Annotated in this window: 18 protein-coding genes, 1 tRNA gene and 4 pseudogenes; 7 read left to right on the top strand and 16 right to left on the bottom strand. The window is 61.4% G+C overall.

The window, feature by feature from the left end; genetic code table 11:
* Window positions 1-31: 31 nt before the first annotated feature.
* Window positions 32-1516 carry a MocR-like pyridoxine biosynthesis transcription factor PdxR gene (gene pdxR, locus MF6396_RS16930; protein ID WP_078481033.1) on the top strand — a complete coding sequence of 495 codons (1485 nt, stop codon included), beginning with the start codon at window positions 32-34 and terminating at the stop codon, window positions 1514-1516.
* 41 nt (window positions 1517-1557) lie between these two features.
* Here the strand turns inward: pdxR and MF6396_RS16925 are convergent, their stop codons facing one another.
* The 4 genes and pseudogenes from MF6396_RS16925 to MF6396_RS29510 form a co-directional block, all read right to left on the bottom strand.
* Window positions 1558-4023 (bottom strand): sensor domain-containing protein, encoded by a 2466-nt coding sequence (locus MF6396_RS16925; protein WP_078481031.1) that lies wholly within the window; start codon window positions 4021-4023, stop codon window positions 1558-1560.
* A 241-nt stretch (window positions 4024-4264) separates the two neighbouring features.
* Window positions 4265-6355 (bottom strand): annotated as a pseudogene (locus MF6396_RS16920) (TonB-dependent receptor); the annotation flags it as partial.
* A gap of 208 nt (window positions 6356-6563) precedes the next feature.
* A pseudogene (locus MF6396_RS29515) lies at window positions 6564-7160 on the bottom strand (methyl-accepting chemotaxis protein); the annotation flags it as partial.
* A gap of 261 nt (window positions 7161-7421) precedes the next feature.
* Window positions 7422-8354, bottom strand: a pseudogene (locus MF6396_RS29510) (cache domain-containing sensor histidine kinase); the annotation flags it as partial.
* A gap of 458 nt (window positions 8355-8812) precedes the next feature.
* On the opposite strand from MF6396_RS29510, the gene MF6396_RS16910 reads away from it, so the two are divergent.
* Both MF6396_RS16910 and MF6396_RS16905 read left to right on the top strand, forming a co-directional pair.
* Window positions 8813-10978: a methyl-accepting chemotaxis protein gene (locus MF6396_RS16910; RefSeq protein ID WP_058540377.1), complete on the top strand. Its 2166-nt coding sequence runs from the start codon at window positions 8813-8815 to the stop codon at window positions 10976-10978.
* A gap of 182 nt (window positions 10979-11160) precedes the next feature.
* Window positions 11161-11234: transfer RNA gene (locus tag MF6396_RS16905), tRNA-Cys, on the top strand.
* A gap of 99 nt (window positions 11235-11333) precedes the next feature.
* On the opposite strand, the gene MF6396_RS16900 is transcribed toward MF6396_RS16905, so the two are convergent.
* The 9 genes and pseudogenes from MF6396_RS16900 to MF6396_RS16860 all read right to left on the bottom strand — a co-directional run bounded on the left by MF6396_RS16900 (window position 11334) and on the right by MF6396_RS16860 (window position 15332).
* Window positions 11334-12383, bottom strand: a complete 1050-nt coding sequence (locus MF6396_RS16900) for a tyrosine-type recombinase/integrase (protein ID WP_078481025.1) — start codon at window positions 12381-12383, stop codon at window positions 11334-11336.
* Window position 12384: 1 nt separating this feature from the next.
* Window positions 12385-12627, bottom strand: a complete 243-nt coding sequence (locus MF6396_RS16895; protein ID WP_078481024.1) for a DUF4224 domain-containing protein — start codon at window positions 12625-12627, stop codon at window positions 12385-12387.
* 82 nt (window positions 12628-12709) lie between these two features.
* A complete protein-coding gene (locus tag MF6396_RS16890; RefSeq protein ID WP_078481022.1) occupies window positions 12710-12961 on the bottom strand; it encodes a hypothetical protein in 252 nt (83 codons plus the stop codon).
* Window positions 12958-13341 carry a phage protein NinX family protein gene (locus tag MF6396_RS16885; protein WP_078481021.1) on the bottom strand — a complete coding sequence of 128 codons (384 nt, stop codon included), beginning with the start codon at window positions 13339-13341 and terminating at the stop codon, window positions 12958-12960. Before MF6396_RS16885 ends, MF6396_RS16890 begins: the two co-directional genes overlap by 4 nt.
* Window positions 13338-13646 carry a hypothetical protein gene (locus MF6396_RS16880; protein WP_078481019.1) on the bottom strand — a complete coding sequence of 103 codons (309 nt, stop codon included), beginning with the start codon at window positions 13644-13646 and terminating at the stop codon, window positions 13338-13340. Before MF6396_RS16880 ends, MF6396_RS16885 begins: the two co-directional genes overlap by 4 nt.
* Window positions 13643-13894 (bottom strand): hypothetical protein, encoded by a 252-nt coding sequence (locus MF6396_RS16875; protein ID WP_078481018.1) that lies wholly within the window; start codon window positions 13892-13894, stop codon window positions 13643-13645. Before MF6396_RS16875 ends, MF6396_RS16880 begins: the two co-directional genes overlap by 4 nt.
* Window positions 13891-14573 (bottom strand): annotated as a pseudogene (locus MF6396_RS29505) (hypothetical protein). Before MF6396_RS29505 ends, MF6396_RS16875 begins: the two are co-directional and overlap by 4 nt.
* 60 nt (window positions 14574-14633) lie before the next feature.
* On the bottom strand, window positions 14634-14927 hold the full coding sequence (locus MF6396_RS16865) for a hypothetical protein (protein ID WP_078481016.1): 294 nt from the start codon (window positions 14925-14927) through the stop codon (window positions 14634-14636).
* A 90-nt stretch (window positions 14928-15017) separates the two neighbouring features.
* Window positions 15018-15332 (bottom strand): hypothetical protein, encoded by a 315-nt coding sequence (locus MF6396_RS16860; RefSeq protein WP_078481015.1) that lies wholly within the window; start codon window positions 15330-15332, stop codon window positions 15018-15020.
* A 55-nt stretch (window positions 15333-15387) separates the two neighbouring features.
* On the opposite strand from MF6396_RS16860, the gene MF6396_RS28480 reads away from it, so the two are divergent.
* A complete protein-coding gene (locus tag MF6396_RS28480) occupies window positions 15388-16314 on the top strand; it encodes a hypothetical protein (protein WP_153046099.1) in 927 nt (308 codons plus the stop codon).
* A gap of 4 nt (window positions 16315-16318) precedes the next feature.
* Here MF6396_RS28480 and MF6396_RS16855 read toward each other — a convergent pair whose 3' ends face one another.
* Window positions 16319-17176: a phosphoadenosine phosphosulfate reductase domain-containing protein gene (locus tag MF6396_RS16855; protein ID WP_078481013.1), complete on the bottom strand. Its 858-nt coding sequence runs from the start codon at window positions 17174-17176 to the stop codon at window positions 16319-16321.
* A 152-nt stretch (window positions 17177-17328) separates the two neighbouring features.
* Between MF6396_RS16855 and MF6396_RS28475 the strand changes: the two genes are divergently transcribed.
* The gene (locus MF6396_RS28475; RefSeq protein ID WP_153046098.1) at window positions 17329-17748 is read left to right on the top strand and encodes a hypothetical protein; all 420 of its coding nucleotides are present in this window, start codon (window positions 17329-17331) and stop codon (window positions 17746-17748) included.
* 7 nt (window positions 17749-17755) lie between these two features.
* A complete protein-coding gene (locus tag MF6396_RS28470; protein ID WP_153046097.1) occupies window positions 17756-18208 on the top strand; it encodes a hypothetical protein in 453 nt (150 codons plus the stop codon).
* On the opposite strand, the gene MF6396_RS16845 is transcribed toward MF6396_RS28470, so the two are convergent.
* Window positions 18195-18494 carry a hypothetical protein gene (locus MF6396_RS16845; protein ID WP_443217210.1) on the bottom strand — a complete coding sequence of 100 codons (300 nt, stop codon included), beginning with the start codon at window positions 18492-18494 and terminating at the stop codon, window positions 18195-18197. The genes MF6396_RS28470 and MF6396_RS16845 overlap by 14 nt on opposite strands.
* A gap of 409 nt (window positions 18495-18903) precedes the next feature.
* Window positions 18904-19683: a DUF2786 domain-containing protein gene (locus tag MF6396_RS16835; protein ID WP_078481009.1), complete on the bottom strand. Its 780-nt coding sequence runs from the start codon at window positions 19681-19683 to the stop codon at window positions 18904-18906.
* Window positions 19684-19730: 47 nt separating this feature from the next.
* Here MF6396_RS16835 and MF6396_RS16830 point away from each other — a divergent pair, with 47 nt between their 5' ends.
* The gene (locus MF6396_RS16830) at window positions 19731-20189 is read left to right on the top strand and encodes a hypothetical protein (RefSeq protein WP_238596451.1); all 459 of its coding nucleotides are present in this window, start codon (window positions 19731-19733) and stop codon (window positions 20187-20189) included.
* Window positions 20190-20300: the final 111 nt, after the last annotated feature.

Below are 20300 nucleotides of genomic sequence, written 5' to 3'. Positions count from 1 at the left end.
TTCCGATTCCGCCCCTGCAGTGAGGCACCCGATGGCATCGCTTCTCCACGACCTGCTGGTCGGCACGCTGGACCGCGACGGCGGCGTGACCCTGCAGCGCCAGTTGTACCAGGCGATCCAGGCGGCGATCCTGCAGCGGCGCCTGCCGGTCAACCACAAGTTGCCCTCCACCCGGGCGCTGGCCGAGCAGTTGCTGGTCTCGCGCCTGACCGTGTCGCTGGCCTACGACCGTCTGCTCGATGAGGGCTACCTGTACGCCCGGCCCGGCAGCGGCACCTTCGTGGCCGACACCTTGCCCCAGGTGAAAACCGGCGTGCCGGCCCCCGATACGCCCGATCAGGCGCCGCTGTCGGCCCGGGGCAAGGCGATCAACGCGCGCTTCGGCGCGGTGGCGCGGGCGGAGGGCGCCTTCGTGGGCGGCGTATCGGACGCCGACCTGTTTCCGTTTCATATCTGGAAGCGCCTGCACAACCGCTACCTGAGCAAGCGCCAGGCGCACCTGGCCGGCTACGTGGATCAGGGCGGCTACCGCCCGCTGTGCGAGGCGCTCAGTGCCTACCTGTATGCGGCCCGCGCGGTCCGTTGCAGCCCGGCGCAGGTGATCGTGACCCAGGGCACCCACCAGTCGCTGGACCTGGTGGCCAAGCTGCTGGGCGACCCGGGGGACACCGTGTGGGTCGAGAGCCCCTGCCATTGGGGGGCGCCGGTGGTGTTTTCGGCGGCGGGGCTGCACTGCGCGCCGCTGGCGATCGATGCGCAGGGCGCCTGCCTGCCTTCTGCAGTGCCGGCTGCTGCGCCGCGGCTGGCGTTCGTCACGCCGTCGCACCAGTACCCCACCGGCAACATCATGTCGCTGCAGCGCCGGCGTGACTGGCTGGCGTATGCCCAGGCCAACAACCTGTGGGTGGTGGAGGATGACTACGACAGCGAGTTCCGGTACGACATCGAGCCGATGCCGTCGCTGCAGGGGCTCGGTGGCGAAGACCGGGTGATCTACCTGGGCACCTTCAGCAAGGTGATGTTCCCGGGGCTGCGCCTGAGTTACCTTGTGGTGCCCGAGGGGCTGGCCGAAGCCTTCGGCAAGGGCCTGATCCAGCTGTACCGGCCAGGGTACCTGTCGATTCAGGCGGCGATGGCCGACTTCATCCAGGAAGGGCATTTCGCCCGGCACATCCGCAAGATGCGCGCCGAGTACGCCCAGCGCCGCAGTTGCCTGCAGCAGTGCCTGGACGAGGCGTTCGGGGCGCTGATCGGGTACTCGGCGGGGCAGGCGGGGGTGCACCTGGCGGTACGCATCGGTGCCCCGGGCACGGCGCGCAAGATGCTGGCGCAGGCCCCGGCACATGGGCTGGTGCTGCGCGGCGGCTACAGCGTGGAGCCCGACGCCGATGACGACAACCTGCTGGTGCTGGGGTACGGCGGGGTCAAGGTGGGCGAGATCGAGGCGGCAGTGCAGCGGCTGCGGCGGCTGTACGATCAGGTGGCGGCAGGGCCGGCTCCCGCACCTGTCGTGTAGGAGCCGGCCTTGCCGGCGAAACGGCCTGCGCGCTCGCTGCTCTACCGGCCTCCCTTCTGGCGCTTGTCAGCCGGCTGCGGATGCCCGAACAGATACCCCTGAAAATGCGAGCAGCCTTCGGCCTGCAATTGCTTGAACTGCGCCTCGGTCTCCACCCCCTCGGCGGTGGTGTTGATCAGCAGGCTGCTGCTCATGCCGGTAATGGCGCGGATGATCGACATCGCCTCGCGGCTTTCGCCCATGTCGTGCACGAACGACTTGTCGATCTTGATCCGGTCGAACGGGAACGAGCGCAGGTAGCCCAGCGAGGAGTAGCCGGTACCGAAGTCGTCCAGGGCAATACGCACGCCCATGTCCTTGAGCGCCTGCAGGGTACGCAGGTTGCCGTCGCTGTTCTCCAGCAGCACCGATTCGGTGATCTCCAGTTCCAGGCGCGACGGGTCGAGCCTGGCGTCGGTCAGCGCAAGCTGCACCACTTCCACCAGGTCGCTGTTCTTGAACTGCACCGGCGACAGGTTGACCGCCACCGATTGCTCGGTGGCCCAGCTGGCGGCCTCCTGGCAGGCCAGGTTCAGCGCCCGCGTACCCACCTCGTGGATCAGCCCGGTCTCTTCGGCAATCGGGATGAAGTCCATCGGCATGACCTGCCCCTTGACCGGGTGCTGCCAGCGCATCAGCGCCTCGTAGCCGGTGATCTGCCCGTCGTTGCCGATGATCGGCTGGTAGTGCATGTGCATCTGGCCCAGGTGCAGCGCGGTGCGCAGGTCGGTTTCCATGATGCGGCGGCGCCGCGCGGCTTCGTCGAGCTCGGGGTGGAACAGCTCGTAGCGGTTGCGCCCGTTGCGCTTGGCCTCGTACAGCGCCATGTCGGCGTAGCGCAGCAACTGGTCGGCCTTGTGGTGGTCGACCGGCGCGATGGCGATACCCACGCTCAGGCCCACCGAGAAACTGTGGCCGTCGATCAGGAACGCCGGCGCCACTGCCTCGATCAGGCGCGTGGCGGTGCGCTGGGCATCCTCGAGGCGCGCCAGGTGTGGCAGCACCACGGCGAACTCGTCACCGCCCAGGCGCGCCAGGGTGTCCTGGTCGCGCAGCACGCTGCGCAGGCGCTGGCCCAGGGCGCGCAGCAGGCGGTCGCCGAAGGCATGCCCCAAGGCATCGTTGATGTTCTTGAAATTGTCCAGGTCCAGACACAGCGCCGCAGTCATGTGCTGGCGCGCCTGCCCGTCGGCCAGCGCCTCTTCCAGGCAGTTGTGGAACAGCGTGCGGTTGGGCAGGCCGGTGAGTTCGTCGTGGTGCGCCATGTGGTGAATCTGCGCGTGCGCGGCGATCTCGTCGGTGACGTCGTCGGCGATCTGCAGCACATAGTGGCCCGCACCCACCTGCGGGTTGCGGCTGAGCAGGGTGCGTGAGCGCAGGGTGCGTCGGCCCAGCGGGGTGTCGAGGTGGTCTTCGGTCAGGTGCAGGCCGTTGTGGTTCAGGCAATGCTCGGTGAGGTGTTCGAGGTAGCCGGCCATCACCGGCACCAGGCTCTGCTGCGGGGTACTGCCGACCAGGGCGCACTGCTGGCTGGAGAACAGCTTCTCGGCCTGCGGGTTGGCCAGCAGGATCTGGCGTGACGCCACGTCCAGCACCATCACGCTGGACGGGATGTTGCTGATCACCGAGTCGAGAAACTGCGACAGCGCGGCCATTTTCTCGCTCTGCGCTTCGGCCAGCTCCTTGGCTGCCAGCAGGTCGAGTTCGTACTGGCGGCGCTCGGTGATGTCGCGGGTGATCTTGGCGAACCCCAGCAGCTGGCCATCGTCGTCGTGGATGGCTTCGATCACCCCGTTGGTCCAGAAGTGCGAGCCGTCCTTGCGCTGGCGCAGGCCCTGGGCCTCGAAGCGGCCGGTCTGGCGTGCGGCGTCCAGGCACTGGGCGGGCAGGCCGGCGGCGCGGTCCGCCGGGGTGTAGAACACCGAGAAATGCTGGCCGACGATCTCGTCGTGGGTGTAGCCCTTGGCCCGCTCGGCGCCGGCGTTCCAGTTGATCACATGGCCCAGCGGGTCGAGCATGTAGATGGCGTAGTCGTTCACGCCTTGTACCAGCAGGCGGAAGTGACGCTCCTGTTCACGTTGTTCGAGCAGGGCGCGGCGCTGTTCGGTGCAGTCGCGGGTAACCTTGGCAAAGCCGACCAGGTGGCCGTCGTCGTCATGCACCGCGTCGATCACCACGTGCGCCCAGAACGCACTGCCGTCCTTGCGCAGGCGCCAGCCCTCGGCCTCGAAGCGGCCCTGGTCGCGGGCGGTCTGCAGGTTTTTCTGCGGCAACTGCGTGGCGCGCTCCTCGGCGCTGTAGAACACCGAGAAATGCTCGCCGATGATCTCTTCGCCGGTATACCCCTTGGCCCGCTGCGCCCCGGCGTTCCAGTTGCTGACCACACCCTCCGGGGTCAGCATGTAGATCGCGTAATCGATCACGCTCTGTACCAGCAGGCGATACATTACATCGGAGTTTTCAATCATGTCGGCATCTCGGATCGCGTGGGGATGAAGCCAGCGGGGTGGGCAAGAGGAAACGAAAGGCGCGGGTGCGCAAAGCGGCACACTCAATATCAGGGCCGGATGCGAACGGCAATGGTTCTTTGGTACTGATTTTGGCGGCGCTCAGGGATTTGCGCGGCGCGAGGTGGGCATTTGGCCAGCAACGCCGGCTCCTGCAGGCTGCGTGCGCCCGTGCAGGAGCCGGCAATGCCGGCGAAGGGGCTCAGAACTCCAGCTGTGCCGAGAACGTCAGGGTACGCGGCGCGCCCAGGAAGTGGTCGCTCAGCCAGTACGCCTTGTTGGTCAGGTTGCTGACGTTGGCGCGCAGGGTCAGGGCGTTGTCCGCCAGCGGCAGGCGATAACGCGCACCGGCATCGAAGGTGGTGAACGACGGCAGGCTGTAGTGGTTGGCCTCATCCACGTACTGCTTGCCGGTGTAATAGGCGCCGCCGGTCACGGCGAATCCGGGCACGCCGTTCAGGTCGTATTCGGCGTACACCTTGGCCAGCTGGCTGGCCACGCCCACCGGCTTGTTGCCCTCGATGCTGGCGTTGGCCGCCTTCTTCACCTGGGGGTCGAGCAGGGTCAGGCCGCTGACCAGGGTCAGCTGCGGGGTGACCTTGCCGGTGATGCCGAACTCCAGGCCGTTGTTCTCCTGGCGTCCGTCCTGCACGTAGATCTGCTGCTGGTTGGTGTAGCCATTGGGCTTGTCGATGTTGAACAGTGCCAGGGTCAGCAGGGCTTCGCCCACTTCGGCCTTGACCCCCACCTCGTACTGCTCGCTGATGGCCGGGGCCATGGCCTGGCCGGCGTTGAGTGCGGTGTTGGGCGCGATGCCGCCGGCCTGCAGGCCTTCGATGTAGGTGGCGTAGGTGGTCAGCCAGGGCAGCGGCTTGTAGATCAGCGAGACGTTGGGCGAGGTCTTGCTCTGGTTGTAGTTGTCGATCTGGCTCGGGGTGCCGAGCGATTCGGCCCACACGAAGTTGTCGCTGAAGGTCTTGATGCGGGTGCGGGTGACCCCGAGGATGGTCGACCATTGTCCGTTGAAGGTGATCACATCGCCCAGCAGCAGGTTGTCGGCCTGGGTGCGCGAGGACAGGCGCTGGTCGCCGTGGCCGATGGAGTAGTCGGGCTTGGCGTACTGCGGGGTTTCATCCAGCGGGATCGAGCCGTTGCCGCCCACCGGCTGGTACTGCGGGCCCGGGAAGGGAATGTAGTCGGTGTAGTCGCGTACCCGCGCCACGTTGCCCTGATAGCCGAAGGTGACCTTGTGGCCGATGCTGGCGGTGTCGAAGGCCGCGTCGGCGAACAGGTAGGCCGAGGTTTCCTCGCGCTCGACCGGGGCGAAGGCGTACAGCGGTTGGCTGTAGACCCCGGGCGAGGTCACGGTGGGGCCGGTGTAGGCGTACTGGGTGCGGTTGCGGTCGTGGGCCACCGCGCCGCGCAGGCTGAACACCTCGTTCAGGCGCCAGTTGAAGCGGCTGCCGACGCGCTCGTGCTCGCTGTCGGAGAACGCCCAGCGCTGGCTGTAGAGCTTGTCGTTGTCCAACTGATCGGCGTCGGGGCGCAGGCGCTGGTCGGCGAAGTACCAGTAGCTGGTCAGGCCGTGGGTCTGGTTTTTCTTGTACGAGGCGTCGAACTGCACCAGCAGGTCGTCGCTGACGTTCCAGTCCAGCGCCAGGCTGACCATCTTGCGACGGCGGTTCTGCAGGTCGATGGCGGTCTCGCCGTCCTGGGCCAGCACGTTGACGCGGTAGGCCAGCACGCCCTGATCGTCGATCGGGCCGCCGAAGTCGCCGTGCACATAGGCGTTCTCGCCGCCGGCGTTGCCCAGGGTCACGCTGTTGTAGCGCTCGTAGGTGGGGCGCTTGAGCACGTAGTTGACCAGCCCGCCCGGGCTGCCGGGGCCATACAGGAAGCCGCTGAGGCCGGTGACGATCTCCAGGCGCTCCATCTCCTCGACGAAGTTGCCGCTGTCGGAGCCATTGCTGAAACGCAGGCCGTCGTTGGCGATGTTGAGATTGCCCAGGTCGTTGAAACCGCGGATCGCCACCGAACTGGCATAGCCGGCGCCCGAGGGCGAGGTGAACTGGGTGAAGGGGCTGAGCTTGAAGATGTCGTCGGTGGAGGTGGCCTGGGTGTTGCGGATCAGCTCGCTGGACACCACGCTGATCGAATAGGGCGTGTCCTTGAGGGCCATGCCGCCCAGGGCGCCGACGTTCTTCAGCGAGTCGGTGAGGTAGCCGGCTTCGGCGCTGCCGTCGGCGATGCGGGTGGCGTTGACGTCGGTTTGCGGCAGGTTCAGCCGGGCTTGGGGCACAGCCTGTTCATCGGCGGCCAGCAGCGGCGTGGCGATACCGGCGCAGGCAATCGCAAGCGCCAGCAGGTGAGGGCGGGGCGTAGGGGCGGCAACGGACATGGGGTCAGGTTCCTGATGTGAATGGTTCTCAGTAACCCTGTTGCCGCACGAGAAACAAAAAGTGACAGAGGCGCTGCAAAATAAATCGTGCAGCGCCTTTTTTTCAGGTTTTGAAGCGCCGTACCAGCGTGTTCATTTCGTTGGACAGCTGGGTCAGGTTGAACGCATCGCTCTTGGCTTCACTGGCCAGTTGCGCCACCCGCTGCGCATCGCCGTGGATCTGGCTGATGTGTTGGTTGATGCTTTCGGCCACCTGGTGCTGCTCTTCGGCGGCGGTGGCGATCTGGGTGTTCATGTCGCGGATCATGTCCACCGACTCGCGGATCTGGCCAAAGCGGGTGCGTGCCTCGCCGATGCGGCTGACCGAGTCCTGCGACAGGCTCAGGCTGGTGTTCATCTGTGCTGCGACCTGGCTGGTGCCGCGGGCCAGGTTGGCGAGGATGCCGTCGATCTCGGCGGTGGAGTCGGCCGTGCGCTTGGCCAGCGCACGCACTTCGTCGGCCACCACGGCAAAGCCGCGACCCTGCTCGCCGGCCCGCGCCGCCTCGATGGCCGCGTTCAGGGCCAGCAGGTTGGTCTGTTCGGCAATCGAGCGGATGGTGCTGAGGATCGACTGGATGGCGTTGCTGTCGCGCTCCAGCTGCTGCATGGATTGCGCCGACTGGGCGATTTCCTGGCTGAGCTGGTCGACGCTGCCCACGGCGGCGTCGATCTGCTGCTGGCCCTCGGAAGCCTGGCGCTGGCCGTTGTCGGCCGACTCGGCGGCCTGGCTGCACGAACGCGCGACCTCGTTGGCGGTGGCGACCATTTCATGGAAGGCGGTCGACACCATGTCCACGGCCTCGCGCTGGCGACTGGCGGCGTCGGCCATTTCGTTGGACACGCTGGTGGCGCTGTGGGAGTTGGTCAGGATGCCATCGGCGGCGTGCATGATGTGCTGGATCAGGCTGCGGATCGCGCCCAGGAACTGGTTGAACCAGCCCGAGAGCTGGGCCGTTTCGTCGTTGCCGCGCACATGCAGGTTGCGGGTCAGGTCGCCTTCGCCCTGGGCGATGCCTTCCAGGCCGTGGGACACGTCGTTGATCGGGCGCACGATGACCTTGGCAAAGCTGGCACCGACGAAGGCGAACAGCAGCCCAAGCGCGGCGGCAATGCCGACGATCAGCCAGGTGAGGCGGGTGGCCGAGGCCATCACTTCACTCTGCTTGACCAGGCCGATGAAGCGCCAGCCCAGTTGCTCGGAAGGCCACACGTTGGCCATGTAGCGCTCACCGTCAAGCTCGATCTCCACCAGCCCCTGGGTAGTCTTGGCCAGTTGCGCATAGCCCTGGCCGAGGCTGTCGAGCTGTTTGAAGTTGTGCGCCGGCTGCTTGGGGTCGACCAGGATGTTGCCGCTCTGCTCCAGCAGCATCACGTAGCCGGTTTCACCCAGCTTGAGCTGCTTGATGATCTCGGTCAGTTGCTTGAGCGACACATCCACGCTCACCACGCCGCCGTTGGCGCCCAGCGCGTTGGGCAGGCTGCGCACGGTGCTGACCAGTACCGCGTCGTCGTTGGCCCAGTAGTAGGCGGCGGTACGCAGGGTCTTGCCCGGGTTGGCCTGGGCCATCTTGAACCAGGGGCGCTGGCGCGGATCGTAGTTGGCCAGGCTGGGGTCTTCGGGCCATGAGATGTAGCCGCCCTCGGTGGTGCCGATGGAGATGTAGCCATAGGCCGGGTGGCTGGCGCCGAGGCGGGCAAAGTAGTCGAACACCGGTTTGTCCTGCGGCCCCATCGGCAGCGTGGGGGCGTCGGGCGAAATGTACTTCTTCAGGCTGGCGTCGGTGTTCTGCAGCATGGGCAGCTTGCTGAGAAATTCGATGTTCTGGCTGATGCCGTCGAAGAACAACTGCATGGCATTGGCCACCTGTCGAATCTCGCGGTCGCTGCCGTCGACGAAGTTGTCCCGCGCTTCCAGGCGGATGTTGAGTATCACCAGCGTAGCGACGACCAGTATCGGTACGCAGGCGATGGTCGCGAAGCCCCACGTGAGTTTCTGTTTGATGTTCATATCCGCTCCGCTGACGCCGTTTAATTGTTGTTTCGTCTGGTCGGGTTATCGGCGTGGCGAGCGGCCGCTTGAGCAGCAAAGGCAAGGATTGTAGGACATTTCATCTGCGCACTCCTGCGGTGCACACAAGCGCGTTCATGCGCCGTTTCGGGGCGCAGAAAAGGTGGGTTCGCAGGGGGCATGGAAGGGGCTGGCAGAGTGCTATCTGGCTGGCTTGCGCGTCGGTTTTCAAGGTGGTTTTTTGCGTTGGCCTGGTAGTTGCCTGCCGAATGGACAAAGGAATGTCGTATCGGGAGATGTAAATGTCGCTATCGAACAATTGCATGCAACTGTCCGCCGCAGAAAAGCGCTGGCTGCCATGGTTTGGCAGGACCGGCAAACTGGCCATGGGCTGGGCCTGCCGCCTCAACCGATCGGCGTACCCGGTGATCGGGCAGACCTTCGAAGCCATTGCGCAAACCCGCGTCAAGTTGCTGCAGGGCTGGGCCCAGGAGCAGTGGGAGCACCTGGCGGAGCTGGCCGCCAGTGCCGGCAGCGACATCCGCAGCCTCGATGGGCAGGTATTGCAGCAGAAGCTGGCCCAGGCCGAAGACTTTTCCGAGTTGTTCGTGGTGGATGCGGCGGGCGAGGTGCTTGCCTCGACCTGGCGCGGCCAGGGCACGCGCCCGCGCATCGACCCACGGCCGCTGGCCGAGGGGCTGAAGGCGCCGTTTCTGCATGGGCCCTACAGCGACCCGCTGACCCTGGCGATCGGCCCGTCGACCTCCAGCTTTCATGATGAAGTGACGCTGATGTTCTACCAGCCGATCAAGGTCGACCGCCAGGTGGTGGGCTGCCTGTGCGCACGGGTGCCCAACGACGTACTGGGCGACCTGATCCAGCGCGAGGCCGGGCATATCTTTGCCGAGTCCGGGGACAACTACCTGTTCATGGTGCAGTCGCGTTTCGACCCCGGCCTGCAGCCGGGGGTGGCCTTGTCGCGCTCGCGCTTCGAGGACGGCACCTTCAGCCACGGCGAGAACCTCAAGAGCGGCGTGCACACCCCGTGGAAGACCGTGCAGGTGCAGCGCCACACCGAGCTTGAGCTGCGCTTCACCGACCCGGCCACCGGGCAATTGCACCCTGGCGTGCGCGAAACCATCCGCACCGGCGCCAACCTGTTCGTGAGCTACCCCGGCTACTCGGACTACCGCCACATTCCCGTGGTGGGCAAGGGTGTGACCTTTCAGTTGCCCGGTTCGCCGGACCGCTGGGGCATGATGTGCGAAGCCGACCTGGAGGAGGTGTACCGGCGGCGCTCGCTGAGCTACGGCCTGATGAAGCCGTACCTGGCGACGATGCTCGGCCTGTTCGTCAGCAACTACCTGGTGCAGCACTACAGCGGCCTCGACCAGGGCCTGATCGATGCGTGCGAGGGCGTGAGCCTGCTGCTGGCCGCGCTGGTGTTCAGCGTGCTGGGGCCGCGGCGCCTCGCCGCGCGCCTGAGCGAGATGACCGGCGTGATCAGGGCCATCGCCGAAGGCGAGGGCAACCTGCGCCAGCGCCTGGACACCACGCGCATGGCCAATGACGAGACCGGCGACATGGGGCGCTGGATCAACAGCTTCATCGACCATCTGGACGCGGTGGTGGGGCAGGTGATCAAGGCCAGCCACAGCGTGGGCACCACCAACCAGATGATGCTGGGGCGCAGCCAGGCCGCCAGCCTCACCTCCGAGGAGGTGGCCGATGCCGTGCACCGCATGATGGTGATCGTGGAGGAGCAACTGGGCGAGATTCAGCAGGCCTCGGCCGGCGCCGAGCAGATGAAGCAGGCCATGGACGAGGTGGTCAGCCGGGCGCGGGAGCAGTTCCTGACCGTGCAGGCGGGCACCCAGTCGATACGCGATGTGGTGCAGCGTTCATCGTCCAGTGTCAGGTTGCTGGACAGCCGCATGGCCGAGATCGGCAACATCACCGGGCTGATCAGCGACATCACCAGCCAGACCAACCTGCTGGCGCTCAATGCCGCCATCGAGGCGGCGCGTGCCGGCGAGCATGGTCGCGGCTTTGCGGTGGTGGCCGACGAGGTGCGCAGCCTGGCGGCGCGCACGGCACGGGCGGCCGACGATATCCGTACGATGGTCGACGGTTTGCACAGCGAGACGCAGCAGGCCGTGGGCTTCATGCAGAGCGGCGTGCAGGACGTGGATGACAGCCTGCGCCTGGCCGAGCAGGCCTCGTCCGAGAACGTGCAATTGCACCGGGCCGTGGAGAACATGTTCGGCATCATCCAGCAGCTCAACCAGCGCAGCCTCGAGTACGGGCGCACCATCAAGGAGGTAGATCAGGCGTCACTGGAAATGCGCCAGACCGTGACAGTGCTGCACACCAGTGCCGAGACCGTGCGCTTGAATGCGAACAAGCTGCAGAAGCTGGTGGGCGTGTTCGAAGTCAGCCGCGGGGCAGGAGAGCCTGCCGCCGCATGACCCCGTTGGCGAAAACCCACCCCAAATCTTTTTTAAATCAGGGGGTTGCAAGCCCTCCCGAATGCGGACATAATGGCGTCCATCGAAAGCGACGAGAAATAAAAATCTCAACGTTTTCAATGAGATGCAAATCTCTACAGTTTGTACGTGATTGAGCTGCTTCAGAGGGTTCAGTCATTTGAGGCCGAGTAGCAAAGTGGTTATGCTCCGGATTGCAAATCCGTCTACGCCGGTTCGATTCCGACCTCGGCCTCCATTATTGAAAGCCCCGCAGATCAACGTCTGCGGGGTTTTTCTTTGGGCGAAAGAAAAGGCCTGAGTTCCGAAACTTTGAGCGTGGAGTTCCGAAACTTTTCTATTTAGAAGGCTTCGCGATGGCGCCGATCCTGCGGTAAACGCGCTCGGTAATGCCTTCTTTCGAGTGGCCAAGCAGCAAGCTGGCATCGCCCAGATCTGTGATCTCCGAAGCCGCCTTGGGGCGGATGTCGCGGAACTGAAATTGCGCGATTCGGTTGGCGAGCTCAGGCTGCTTCTCGCTGATGGCTTTCAGTCGGGCAGACTCCCGTGCCTCCTGCCACCGGTTGCGCAGCATCTCCCAAGACAGCCGTTTGCCGCTGGCGCTCAGGATGAAGAATGGCGACAGATGCTCTCGATTCCTAAGCTTGATGCGATCCAGAAGTGTGCCCAGGCTGTTGTTCACCCCATTAACTTCCAAGATGATCCTCAGTCGCTTACCGGTTTTGCCCTGGCTGACCAGCAGGTAGGCCCCTTCCAAGTCGTCCTTTCGCATGGACAGCACGTCCGCTGGCCGCTGGCCGGTCAGGTATGCCAGGTCCATCGCGTCCTTCAGCTCCACCGGGGCCTCTTCATACACCGCTCGCCATACTGCCTCGTTAGCGTAGTAGTCGCGGGGCTTCTCCTTGTTTTTTCTCACCCCCAGGCATGGATTCTGCTGCGTCGTCAGCCCCCACTCGCGAGCCGTGTTGAATACGTGCGACAGAAGCGCGATCTCACGATTGGCCCTGGTCTTCGCGGATCGACTATCCCTGTACTGCGCGATCATGGCTGGTGTGATGGCATCGATAGGCGCCGAATCGAACACCATCCTCAGTTGCTTCAGTTCGTAGATGTTGTCCTTCTGGGTGCGGGGCGCTTTCTTAGGCAAGATGTGTCGTTCGTACTGATCGAAGATCCCTTTCATGGTCGTGAGTTCGGCCGGTATGGTTTTCGCCTCCAGCTCGGCCCATTTGAGCTTGGCTTGGGTCAGATCCGTACCGAGGGGAATCTCCTTGCCGACCGGGTCTCGGTAGTAGTACCCGACCCATACCTTGCCGTTCTTCCTTGTGCGCTTGCGCCGGTAAACACCCGGCGGCAGGTCGCGATTCTCGGTACTTCTGGGGCGCATTTCATTTCACTCGGGAAAAGTCAGGTGTCCAGGCCGTGGTCGGCAGGGGCGGGGGTGTAACAGGCAGAACGCCGAGCGTGATGCCAAGCTTCATGCGCGCGTACTGGCGGCCCACCAGGGGGCGCCCACCGCGGCTCTCGACGAAGTGCCAGTTGCGGTCAGTGAGCCAGCGACGCTGCCAGCCCCTGGCCTTGTAGCCAGTCAGGTCAGCCAGCTCTTCGTCCGAAAGGATCTCGGTTTCCATGGGTAGGCTCCAAGCCGCAGATTGGCGGCAATAGCTCTCCATGCCCGCGCATGTCGGCGGGCTTGAGTTGTAGGGGAGTGGGTTACTTGAGGCTGTTGCTTTGTTGGGCCGCGAACTGCTCTTTGGTGCTGGAGCAGGCCCCGCCTTGGCAACCGTGCTCATGGCAGTCGGTGCGGTTACAGATAGAGCGGTAGCCGGTTCCGCCGCAGGTACTGCAGTTGCTACCGGTGTGTGCGTGGCATTGGTGGGTCTCTCCCCAGCGCCCAAATTTCTGAGCACTCAGCGGGAGCATGCCCGTGCCGGCGTCCGGCACCACTGCATTGGAAATGATCATGGCATCAGCTCCTTGGGCACCTGGACCGTATCGCCGAGCTTGGCGGCGGTTATGGCGCGGCATGCAGCGAGTAGGTGGGTCGAACCGTCCGCGTCCCCTGAGGCGTCATCCAGCCCGGTGACGGCAAAGAACGAATCCGAGTAGAGGCCAAAGCCGACGCGGTACTTTTCAATCAACTGCCCGCCAAGCATCCAGCTCTCTTGCGGGTTGTACCGCTCGCATCGCTCGGTTGCGTCGCCGCGGTACTGGACGAACACCCTGGCCGGCGTGCCGTAGTGCGGCTTTGCCACATGCACATCCAGCCCCTCGGCCTTGGCGACCGCCCAGGCCAGCTGCTCGCCGCCCAGGTCGGCCGTCTTCACTTCGATCAGGTCGGTCATGGCACCACCTGCTTGGCCTTGGCCGCTTTGGCGCGCTCGATGTTGCCGAACTTGCTCTTGCACTGGATATCCTTGAAGTTCCGGCAACCGGACATGAACAGGGTGGAGGTCAGGTCCTTACGGCTCCGACCAACTTCCATTATCCCTTTCACGCCGTGGCGGCAGAGCACGTATGCGTTCTTGTAATCGCCACTGCGCAGCATCGTTGTGTAGAAGGCCAGGCGCATTGCCAGGCGCCAACTGTCGCTGTCGTCGGACGGGCGCATGCGACGGGTGTAAAGCTGACCTTTGCGGTACTTGCTCACAGCTGATACCTCTCATCAATCCAGCGTCCAGGCGCCAGAGCGGGTGTGGGTTCGGGTTGGGTTTCGTGCGGGGAGAGCTGGCGCTCGTTGCCGGCCTGCAGCTGGCTGTCGGGGATGAAACTGATCCCAACGCCGTTGAGGATGTAGCAGGTGACGCCGCGCTGGCTGTCGTGCTCGACGTCGGTGACGTTCTCGGTGGCGCCGGCGCCGGTGGCCAGCAGCAGGAGGCAGAGGGCGAGGCGGGTCATGGCTGCACCCGCTTGAACTTGACGACCCAGACCCATGGGTTGGCGTTCCAGTCTCCCCCGGTTGACTGCCATAGACCCGCGAACCCGTGAATTGCCGCAGCCTTGCACTCATGGCGCGAAGGAGATGTTTCCAGGTACTGGCGGCACATGGCAGCATCGACGCCTTCAGCTTCAGCCTGTTCTGCTGTGATGGCCTGCAGGCGCTCGACACGCACGTCGGTGATTTCCAGCAGGATGCGGCAGGCCGCCCGAGGCATATGGATGCTGGGCTTCCACTTCAAGCCGAAGTCCTTGCGCGTCTCATCAGAGAACGAACCTGGCGGGCATTCTGCGGCATAGGCGTAGCGCTGTCTGGCGTTGGCCGGTGCTCGACCCCTGTGCCGCGAAGATCCATGAACGTCTCCCGCACCCACAGGCGGTCCCTTGGTTGACCGAATGGGCAAGCGCCCAACTCACCCACTTTGGCGGCGCATTCTTCCTCGGTTTTACCATGCACGACGAACCCGTAACGCGGGTGATGCTGGCCTACGGCAACCCAAGACTCCGCGCTGTCTGGATACTCCAGGCGTGGGATCTGGCCGCCTTTCACCGGCCGGCGGGTGACCGTCTTCCGGCCTTCCAGTAAGGCGCGGACCATCGGCCCGTTAAACAAGATCGGTCGTTCCTTTGCTTGAGACATAGCTTCGCCTTGGCCGCCATATCGCGGCAGTGAATAGAGGGGAGAGGGGAAGAGGTGTTGCTACGGAACGCGAACCCACCAGGACTGCGCGTAGGCCACGCCGTCGATGAACTCGATGCCGGTGAACGTGGCGCCCATGGTCGACATGCCCGTCATCACGGCTTCATAGAGAGGCGGCAATGCAGGCTTTCCGGGGTGCACGTTCAGGATCGACGCCGAGTTCGAAGCTCGGCCAAGTGGGGCTAAATTATCCAGGTGCAGGTGCACGTCACCCTGAATGGGCTTCGTTTTCCGGATCTCTTTCTGGCTACGCGGCACGCCGCGCACACGCATTGGAACGATGAGGAAGTGCATAGGGGATGCTGTTCAAATAAACAGTATTTTGTTCCCGCTTCGCTCAGCAGTCGATGGCGCTTCGTCGGGTAGAGTACAAATGTTCTCCTGCTATGGCTGACGCTCCACGGCGGCGCGGGCATAGAGCGGCCCAAGCTTGGCGATTTCGTCGAGGCAGGCGCTCCAACCTTCGGAATATCCCTGATCCCAGTCGTGCGACATGCTCAACTTGGCTTTACAGGCAGGAAGCACCACCGGCTCGCCCTGGTGCTGGGGGGCTGTATGGGCGAGAAGATCCTGCAAATGCAGCACGTGCTTGTCGCATGTGAAGCGCACCAGCCTTGCATCATGAAGGCATTTCTCCAGCATACTCATCGGCACGCTGACCATCTGTTCGGTGTTGCTGGATCGGTTTTCTGTGGGCATGGGGATACCTTTACGTATGTGCTTATACTTTTACGTTGATAAAGGCAGTTCCTAAATGGAAAAGCAGAAAAACTGCCCGGTTAAAAAGGCGATTGGATATGCTAGGGAGGCTTGGCCCTCGGTTCCAAGTGTGCTTTTGGCCCTATCACTGCTGTATTTTTTTGCGCTAATTAATCTCACTGCGGCAGAGTGGGCCAGTTGGGTACAGGCGGTCGGGACGATAGTTGCGGTAGGCGTCGCTGCATACTTGCCCATATGGCATTCAAGAGTCGCATCAAAAAATAGACAAAATGACTTAGCACAAATTTTACGTGTCATATCAGATGATGCCCTTGATTTGATGTGGGCACTTACTGATGTATTTCATGATCCTCAGCAAGAGTTGGTGAAGATGGTTCGCTATCACAATAGCCACCAAGGGCGATCCTGGGATGCCGTTTCTGACCAGCTTGCGCAAATTCCAGTTGCAGAGCTATCGCCTGCTATAGCAAAAGATTTGAGTTATCTGAAAGACAGCGTAAATTTCGGCGGGTACGCAGCCTCACTTATTCCGGATTTTTTGCAGAAAAAACAATCGCAATTGCATGTGGTAAACATACTTCGCTACAAACGAGATTTGGTTCGTGAAATTCGATTGCGGCTCCCCGTTCCAGCAGGGGTTGTGTCTCATGAGTTTCCGCAGTCCGAGATGGCCGGGCGGTGCGCCGAAATGAGAAGGCCAGTTTATAAACCACTTTTGATAGGCGAAGCTCAAATATATAGAAGGTATGTTTGGTCGCACGAGTTTTCGGGTGTTCCTGATTTCGCAATTGTTAACGGTGAGTACCCAGTTGGAGAAAATTTTGGACCCTATATTATTGAGAGTAATGGAACGTGGAGTAGCCTTCATGAGGCTGAAGAGTATGTGAAGCTTATGTGTGTGCAGTTACATAAAGAACACATAGAGGCGATGGACCTGAAAATAATGCAGGAGGCGCTGTAGTACCTCAGTCGCCGCAAAAACACCCAATTGGTTCATCGACTTCGGCGAACAGGTCGTACTGGATCTCCGCGTAATCCATCATTTGCTGGTAGCTGGGCCGATCCTTGCGGAAGCGCGCCCCGTCACCGGCGAACTGGCCTGTAGACCGCGTCACCCGCTCCTGCGTCGCCCACCAGTCGCCGCGGCTGCGGTCACTGGCAATGATCGAGTAGACCTGGTTCAGCGGCTTGAGGAAGCACAGGTCGCAGTTCCCCTCCAGCGTCCGGCCGTTGACGGTGGACAGCATCAAGTCGAATGGCTGGGTAGCCCAGAAGTCCGTCACGTCCTGCACACCGGCGCCGGCATCCGCCAGGGGCATGATCATCGTGGCGTGCTTGCTCTCGCTGGTGCTGCCCCTGTTCCGGATCTTCACGACCCTGCGCGGCTCGTCGGCGCGGATGCCGGTCATCATGTCGACCGGCTCATCCTCCGTGGACAGGCCCAGGCTGCGCAGGTATTTGTGGATGATCCGAATCTTCAGGTCAATGGTGCAGAACCTGGTCACCGGATTGGGCAGATACTTGCGCTTGCGAATGACTGCCTCGAACGGCTGGCCGTCGCGGCTGCAGGTGTCGAAGTCCACCACGGCAAAGCCCTGATCGTCATCGCGATACTCCAACCAGGTAATCGGCACCGCCCAGCGCTCTGCGCACTCGCGGACGAATTCCAAGGTGGCGGGATGCTCCTTGCCGGTGTTGGCGAAAAGCACGAGCAGGTCGCTCAAGTCCTCGTTGTGGTCGAGCACCTGGCGCAGCATGTACGCGCTGGTGCGGCCGCCTGAAAAACTCAGGACGGTCTTGCCGTGCAGGCGGTAGGGAGACATGGGCGGTCCTCGCCGGGACTGGATTAATGAGGGGTTGTGAGGTAAAAGGGTCGAAAATCATGAAGGGTTACAGATGCCCTTGAATTCGTGATTGAATAATTTTCGATAAGTGCTATTCGTTTTCGTAGAGGTGGTTAGTGGATACAGGGCAGGTGGCAGTAGTTGATGAGCGTAAATCCACTAAGTACGAACGTCTTCTGAAAGACGCTGGCTTTGAGGTTGTAGGTGTTTTTGATGATGCTATCTTTTTTAAGTTAATAAGTTATGGGTATTCGCTAAGCTTCGATCCTGCCTCGCCAGAGTATTTGTCATTTAACCTCGGGGCGTCTATAGATGGTGATAAAAATACGGATAGCGCCGAGAGATATAAGCTTTTGCAGTTCATTAATGCCGGTTATAAGTATGTGAAGTGTAATTTTGAAAAACGTCATGATGGTGATGAGACCATTCAGTTTTCTTGTGATCTGATGTTTGTTGGTGATGCAGACTTCAAAAAGTGTGCGCATATTGTCGTGGCTATTTTGGATAATGCTTACATCTCAGTCAGTGCCAAGTTTCCCGATCTTGTATAGGTGAGTTATGTCTAAAGATCAGGGCGATAAAGTGCTGTCTTTGACAGATGCTTCAGCTGGTTTTGTTGGGGCCGCTTTTCTGTATTTCATTCAAAAACTTCCTGACACAAGCGACGCAAAACAAATATTACTGTATTCCATGACCGTGGTGGCCCTAGCTGCAAACAACGTATTTTCAATCGTTTTTGGTTGGGGGTGGCGCAAGATACAGCATCGCTCTTTGAAAATTCAGCATAAGGATCTATCGACTGAGTACGCTGAATACAAGAAGAATGATGATCCGGATCCGGAAATTATGGATGGGTTCAACTCTGCAATCAAAGATACGCAGCTGGCTATTTTGAAGAATTTGTCGCCTAATTCTGCTGGGGCCGGTCCATCAGTTGCGCAACGTAAGCCGGTTACTCGAAATCGAAACACGAATCCAAGTAAAGCGACTACTGAATTTAACAATAAGTAATCAGGTCCGCTATGTTTGATGTTGCTTTCTGCTGATACCATGCGCCAACGGCAACGAAGACCGTGGTGGCGGTCTGCGTTTCGTCCAGCGTGGTGTCGGCGGGCATGACGATCCAACCGGATGCCACCAAGTCGTTTTTGTTGACCGAGCCACGAAGGTCGTTGTAGACCGCCTCGACCACGTCGGTGAGGTGCATGGTCAGGTGATTGCCTCGTGGCGCGACCCCAATAGATTTGCAGTTCTTCCAGTTGACCAGGCACTGCTTGCTGTTAGGGTCGATGTTCACCACAGCGACGTGGTGCGTGATCAGCAACGAGCGACACACGCGCTCCATCCGGACGCGAAGGCTATGGGTTTTGTGCTTGCTTACAGGCCCCCCGCCTGGAATCGGTGAGTTCGCATTTCGCCCTGATGCGCAGATCGCGGCACTGGCCTGACTTCCTGGCCAGCTCTATGAACTGCTGGGCGTACTGCGGTGCGTCGAACATCTGGCTCAGCTGCTTCACTTTCTCGCCGGCCATGATCTTGGCCGCCTGGTGCTCAACGGCCAGATTCCATTCAGCCTGGGTTAGCTCCAGGGGGGGCAGCCAGCTTTACCGCTCGGCCTGGTCGTCTTGACGGTCTTCCTGGCCTCAGCCATCGCTACGTCGGCGGTCATGCCGAAGACTGCGAATGTGCTCATGGTGGTCTCCTTGTCAGGCGATGCCGATCTGTAGGGCCTCCTGGCCGCCAGTGGCCAGCCCCGGATTGAACTCCACCCGCTGACCGGCGAGCAGCCCGGCAATCTGAGCATCAAGGTCGAGCTCGATCTCGCGGGTTTTCCTGGCCTTGCCAACCTCTCTCCCTGACAGGTACTGCTCGATCAGGGCTTTGTCTTTCGCTTCGACTGCCACCAGCTCGCGGCCATTGGAGTGCTGGCCAATGGCGAGATCTTCTTCACCCCGGGGCACCAGTTCGTGAATTTTGTCGCGCACTGCCGACATCCAGGCCAGTGCAAAATGATCTCCAGCAGTTTCAGGTGAATAGGAACTGCGTTGCTTGCCAGCTCGAACTTGCGACACATACTCACGCCGCGCCTGGGTTAGCTTGGTCAGCAGTGCTTCGTAGGCGTACATAGCGATCTGCGGGGCCGGACTCACTCCCACAAACAACTCGCGGTCCATGACGCGGCTTGTCGATTTACACCAACTGCGCCTGGAGAACGAACGAACTCCGAATGCCTCTCCAACAATCGAGCCCAGATGCAGGTCCCTAGTTGGCCTGCGCTTGGCCCTGGCTTTCTCCGACTCGACTTCGCCCACATCACTCAGGTGCACGTCCATTTCGGTGAGGCGGTTCTCGCGCATCAGCGCCTGCGCTTGACGCAGGGCCGTGGCGGCTTCGTTCCCATTCGAGCTTTTCGATAGAGCGAGACAGCGCTTGATCTTGCGGATGACGCGGTCGAGTTTGCTTTCATCGTGCCGCTTGTAGGTCATAAAGTTCCCCTCAAAGTAAAAATTTTCAGATGATGGCAATTTGAACTATGATCTCCGGCTTATTAGCCTTGGTTGCAAAGGGTGATGTGATGGTCGATGCTAAAAAAACTGACGTCAAAGAAGGGCCAAGGGCCAGCAGTTCGACGCGAAAGAAAGTGTTTGTAGTTACACCGATTGGTGGAACTGATTCGACAACGCGCAGAGCCGCTGACGGGTTAATTGCTAGCGTTTTAGAACCGCTTTTGGAAGGTATGGGGTACGAAGTCTTCGTCGCGCACAAGATTTCGCTAACGGGTTCAATAACTAAGCAAGTTATTGAGCATGTTCTCGAAGATGATCTGGTGATTTGCAATTTATCTGAACTGAACCCCAATGTGATGTACGAATTAGCTGTTAGGCACGCAACAGGAAAGCCAGTAATTACCTTGGCTGAACAAGGTACTAGACTTCCATTTGACATCGCGGACGAGAGAACAATATTTTACACTAAGGATGGTCTGAAGTAGACCGCTATTTTTCGGCTATTGAGCCATCGGCGCTTTCAAAAACGGCTGCCGTTCAAAATTGATCAAATCTGCTTCGTATTTCATGCTTTTTGGCTGCCGCGAGCACCTCGC

Origin of the sequence: Pseudomonas sp. MF6396 (genome assembly GCF_002018915.1) — a bacterium.
In the GTDB taxonomy this organism is placed as follows: Bacteria; Pseudomonadota; Gammaproteobacteria; order Pseudomonadales; family Pseudomonadaceae; genus Aquipseudomonas; species Aquipseudomonas palmensis.
The sequence above is the reverse complement of the archived record's forward strand: the minus strand, read 5'-3'. Positions and strand labels throughout refer to the sequence as shown.

Coding starts and splice junctions, on each gene's coding strand:
- MF6396_RS16925 (WP_078481031.1), bottom strand. CDS start 4,023: ATGATTGAAAACTCCGATGTAATGTATCGCCTGCTGGTACAGAGCGTG.
- MF6396_RS16865 (WP_078481016.1), bottom strand. CDS start 14,927: ATGCACTTCCTCATCGTTCCAATGCGTGTGCGCGGCGTGCCGCGTAGC.
- MF6396_RS16890 (WP_078481022.1), bottom strand. CDS start 12,961: ATGATCATTTCCAATGCAGTGGTGCCGGACGCCGGCACGGGCATGCTC.
- pdxR (WP_078481033.1), top strand. CDS start 32: ATGGCATCGCTTCTCCACGACCTGCTGGTCGGCACGCTGGACCGCGAC.
- MF6396_RS16910 (WP_058540377.1), top strand. CDS start 8,813: ATGTCGCTATCGAACAATTGCATGCAACTGTCCGCCGCAGAAAAGCGC.
- MF6396_RS16885 (WP_078481021.1), bottom strand. CDS start 13,341: ATGACCGACCTGATCGAAGTGAAGACGGCCGACCTGGGCGGCGAGCAG.
- MF6396_RS16835 (WP_078481009.1), bottom strand. CDS start 19,683: ATGACCTACAAGCGGCACGATGAAAGCAAACTCGACCGCGTCATCCGC.
- MF6396_RS16855 (WP_078481013.1), bottom strand. CDS start 17,176: ATGTCTCCCTACCGCCTGCACGGCAAGACCGTCCTGAGTTTTTCAGGC.
- MF6396_RS28480 (WP_153046099.1), top strand. CDS start 15,388: ATGGAAAAGCAGAAAAACTGCCCGGTTAAAAAGGCGATTGGATATGCT.
- MF6396_RS16860 (WP_078481015.1), bottom strand. CDS start 15,332: ATGCCCACAGAAAACCGATCCAGCAACACCGAACAGATGGTCAGCGTG.
- MF6396_RS16900 (WP_078481025.1), bottom strand. CDS start 12,383: ATGCGCCCCAGAAGTACCGAGAATCGCGACCTGCCGCCGGGTGTTTAC.
- MF6396_RS28470 (WP_153046097.1), top strand. CDS start 17,756: ATGTCTAAAGATCAGGGCGATAAAGTGCTGTCTTTGACAGATGCTTCA.
- MF6396_RS16895 (WP_078481024.1), bottom strand. CDS start 12,627: ATGGAAACCGAGATCCTTTCGGACGAAGAGCTGGCTGACCTGACTGGC.
- MF6396_RS16830 (WP_238596451.1), top strand. CDS start 19,731: ATGATCTCCGGCTTATTAGCCTTGGTTGCAAAGGGTGATGTGATGGTC.
- MF6396_RS16875 (WP_078481018.1), bottom strand. CDS start 13,894: ATGACCCGCCTCGCCCTCTGCCTCCTGCTGCTGGCCACCGGCGCCGGC.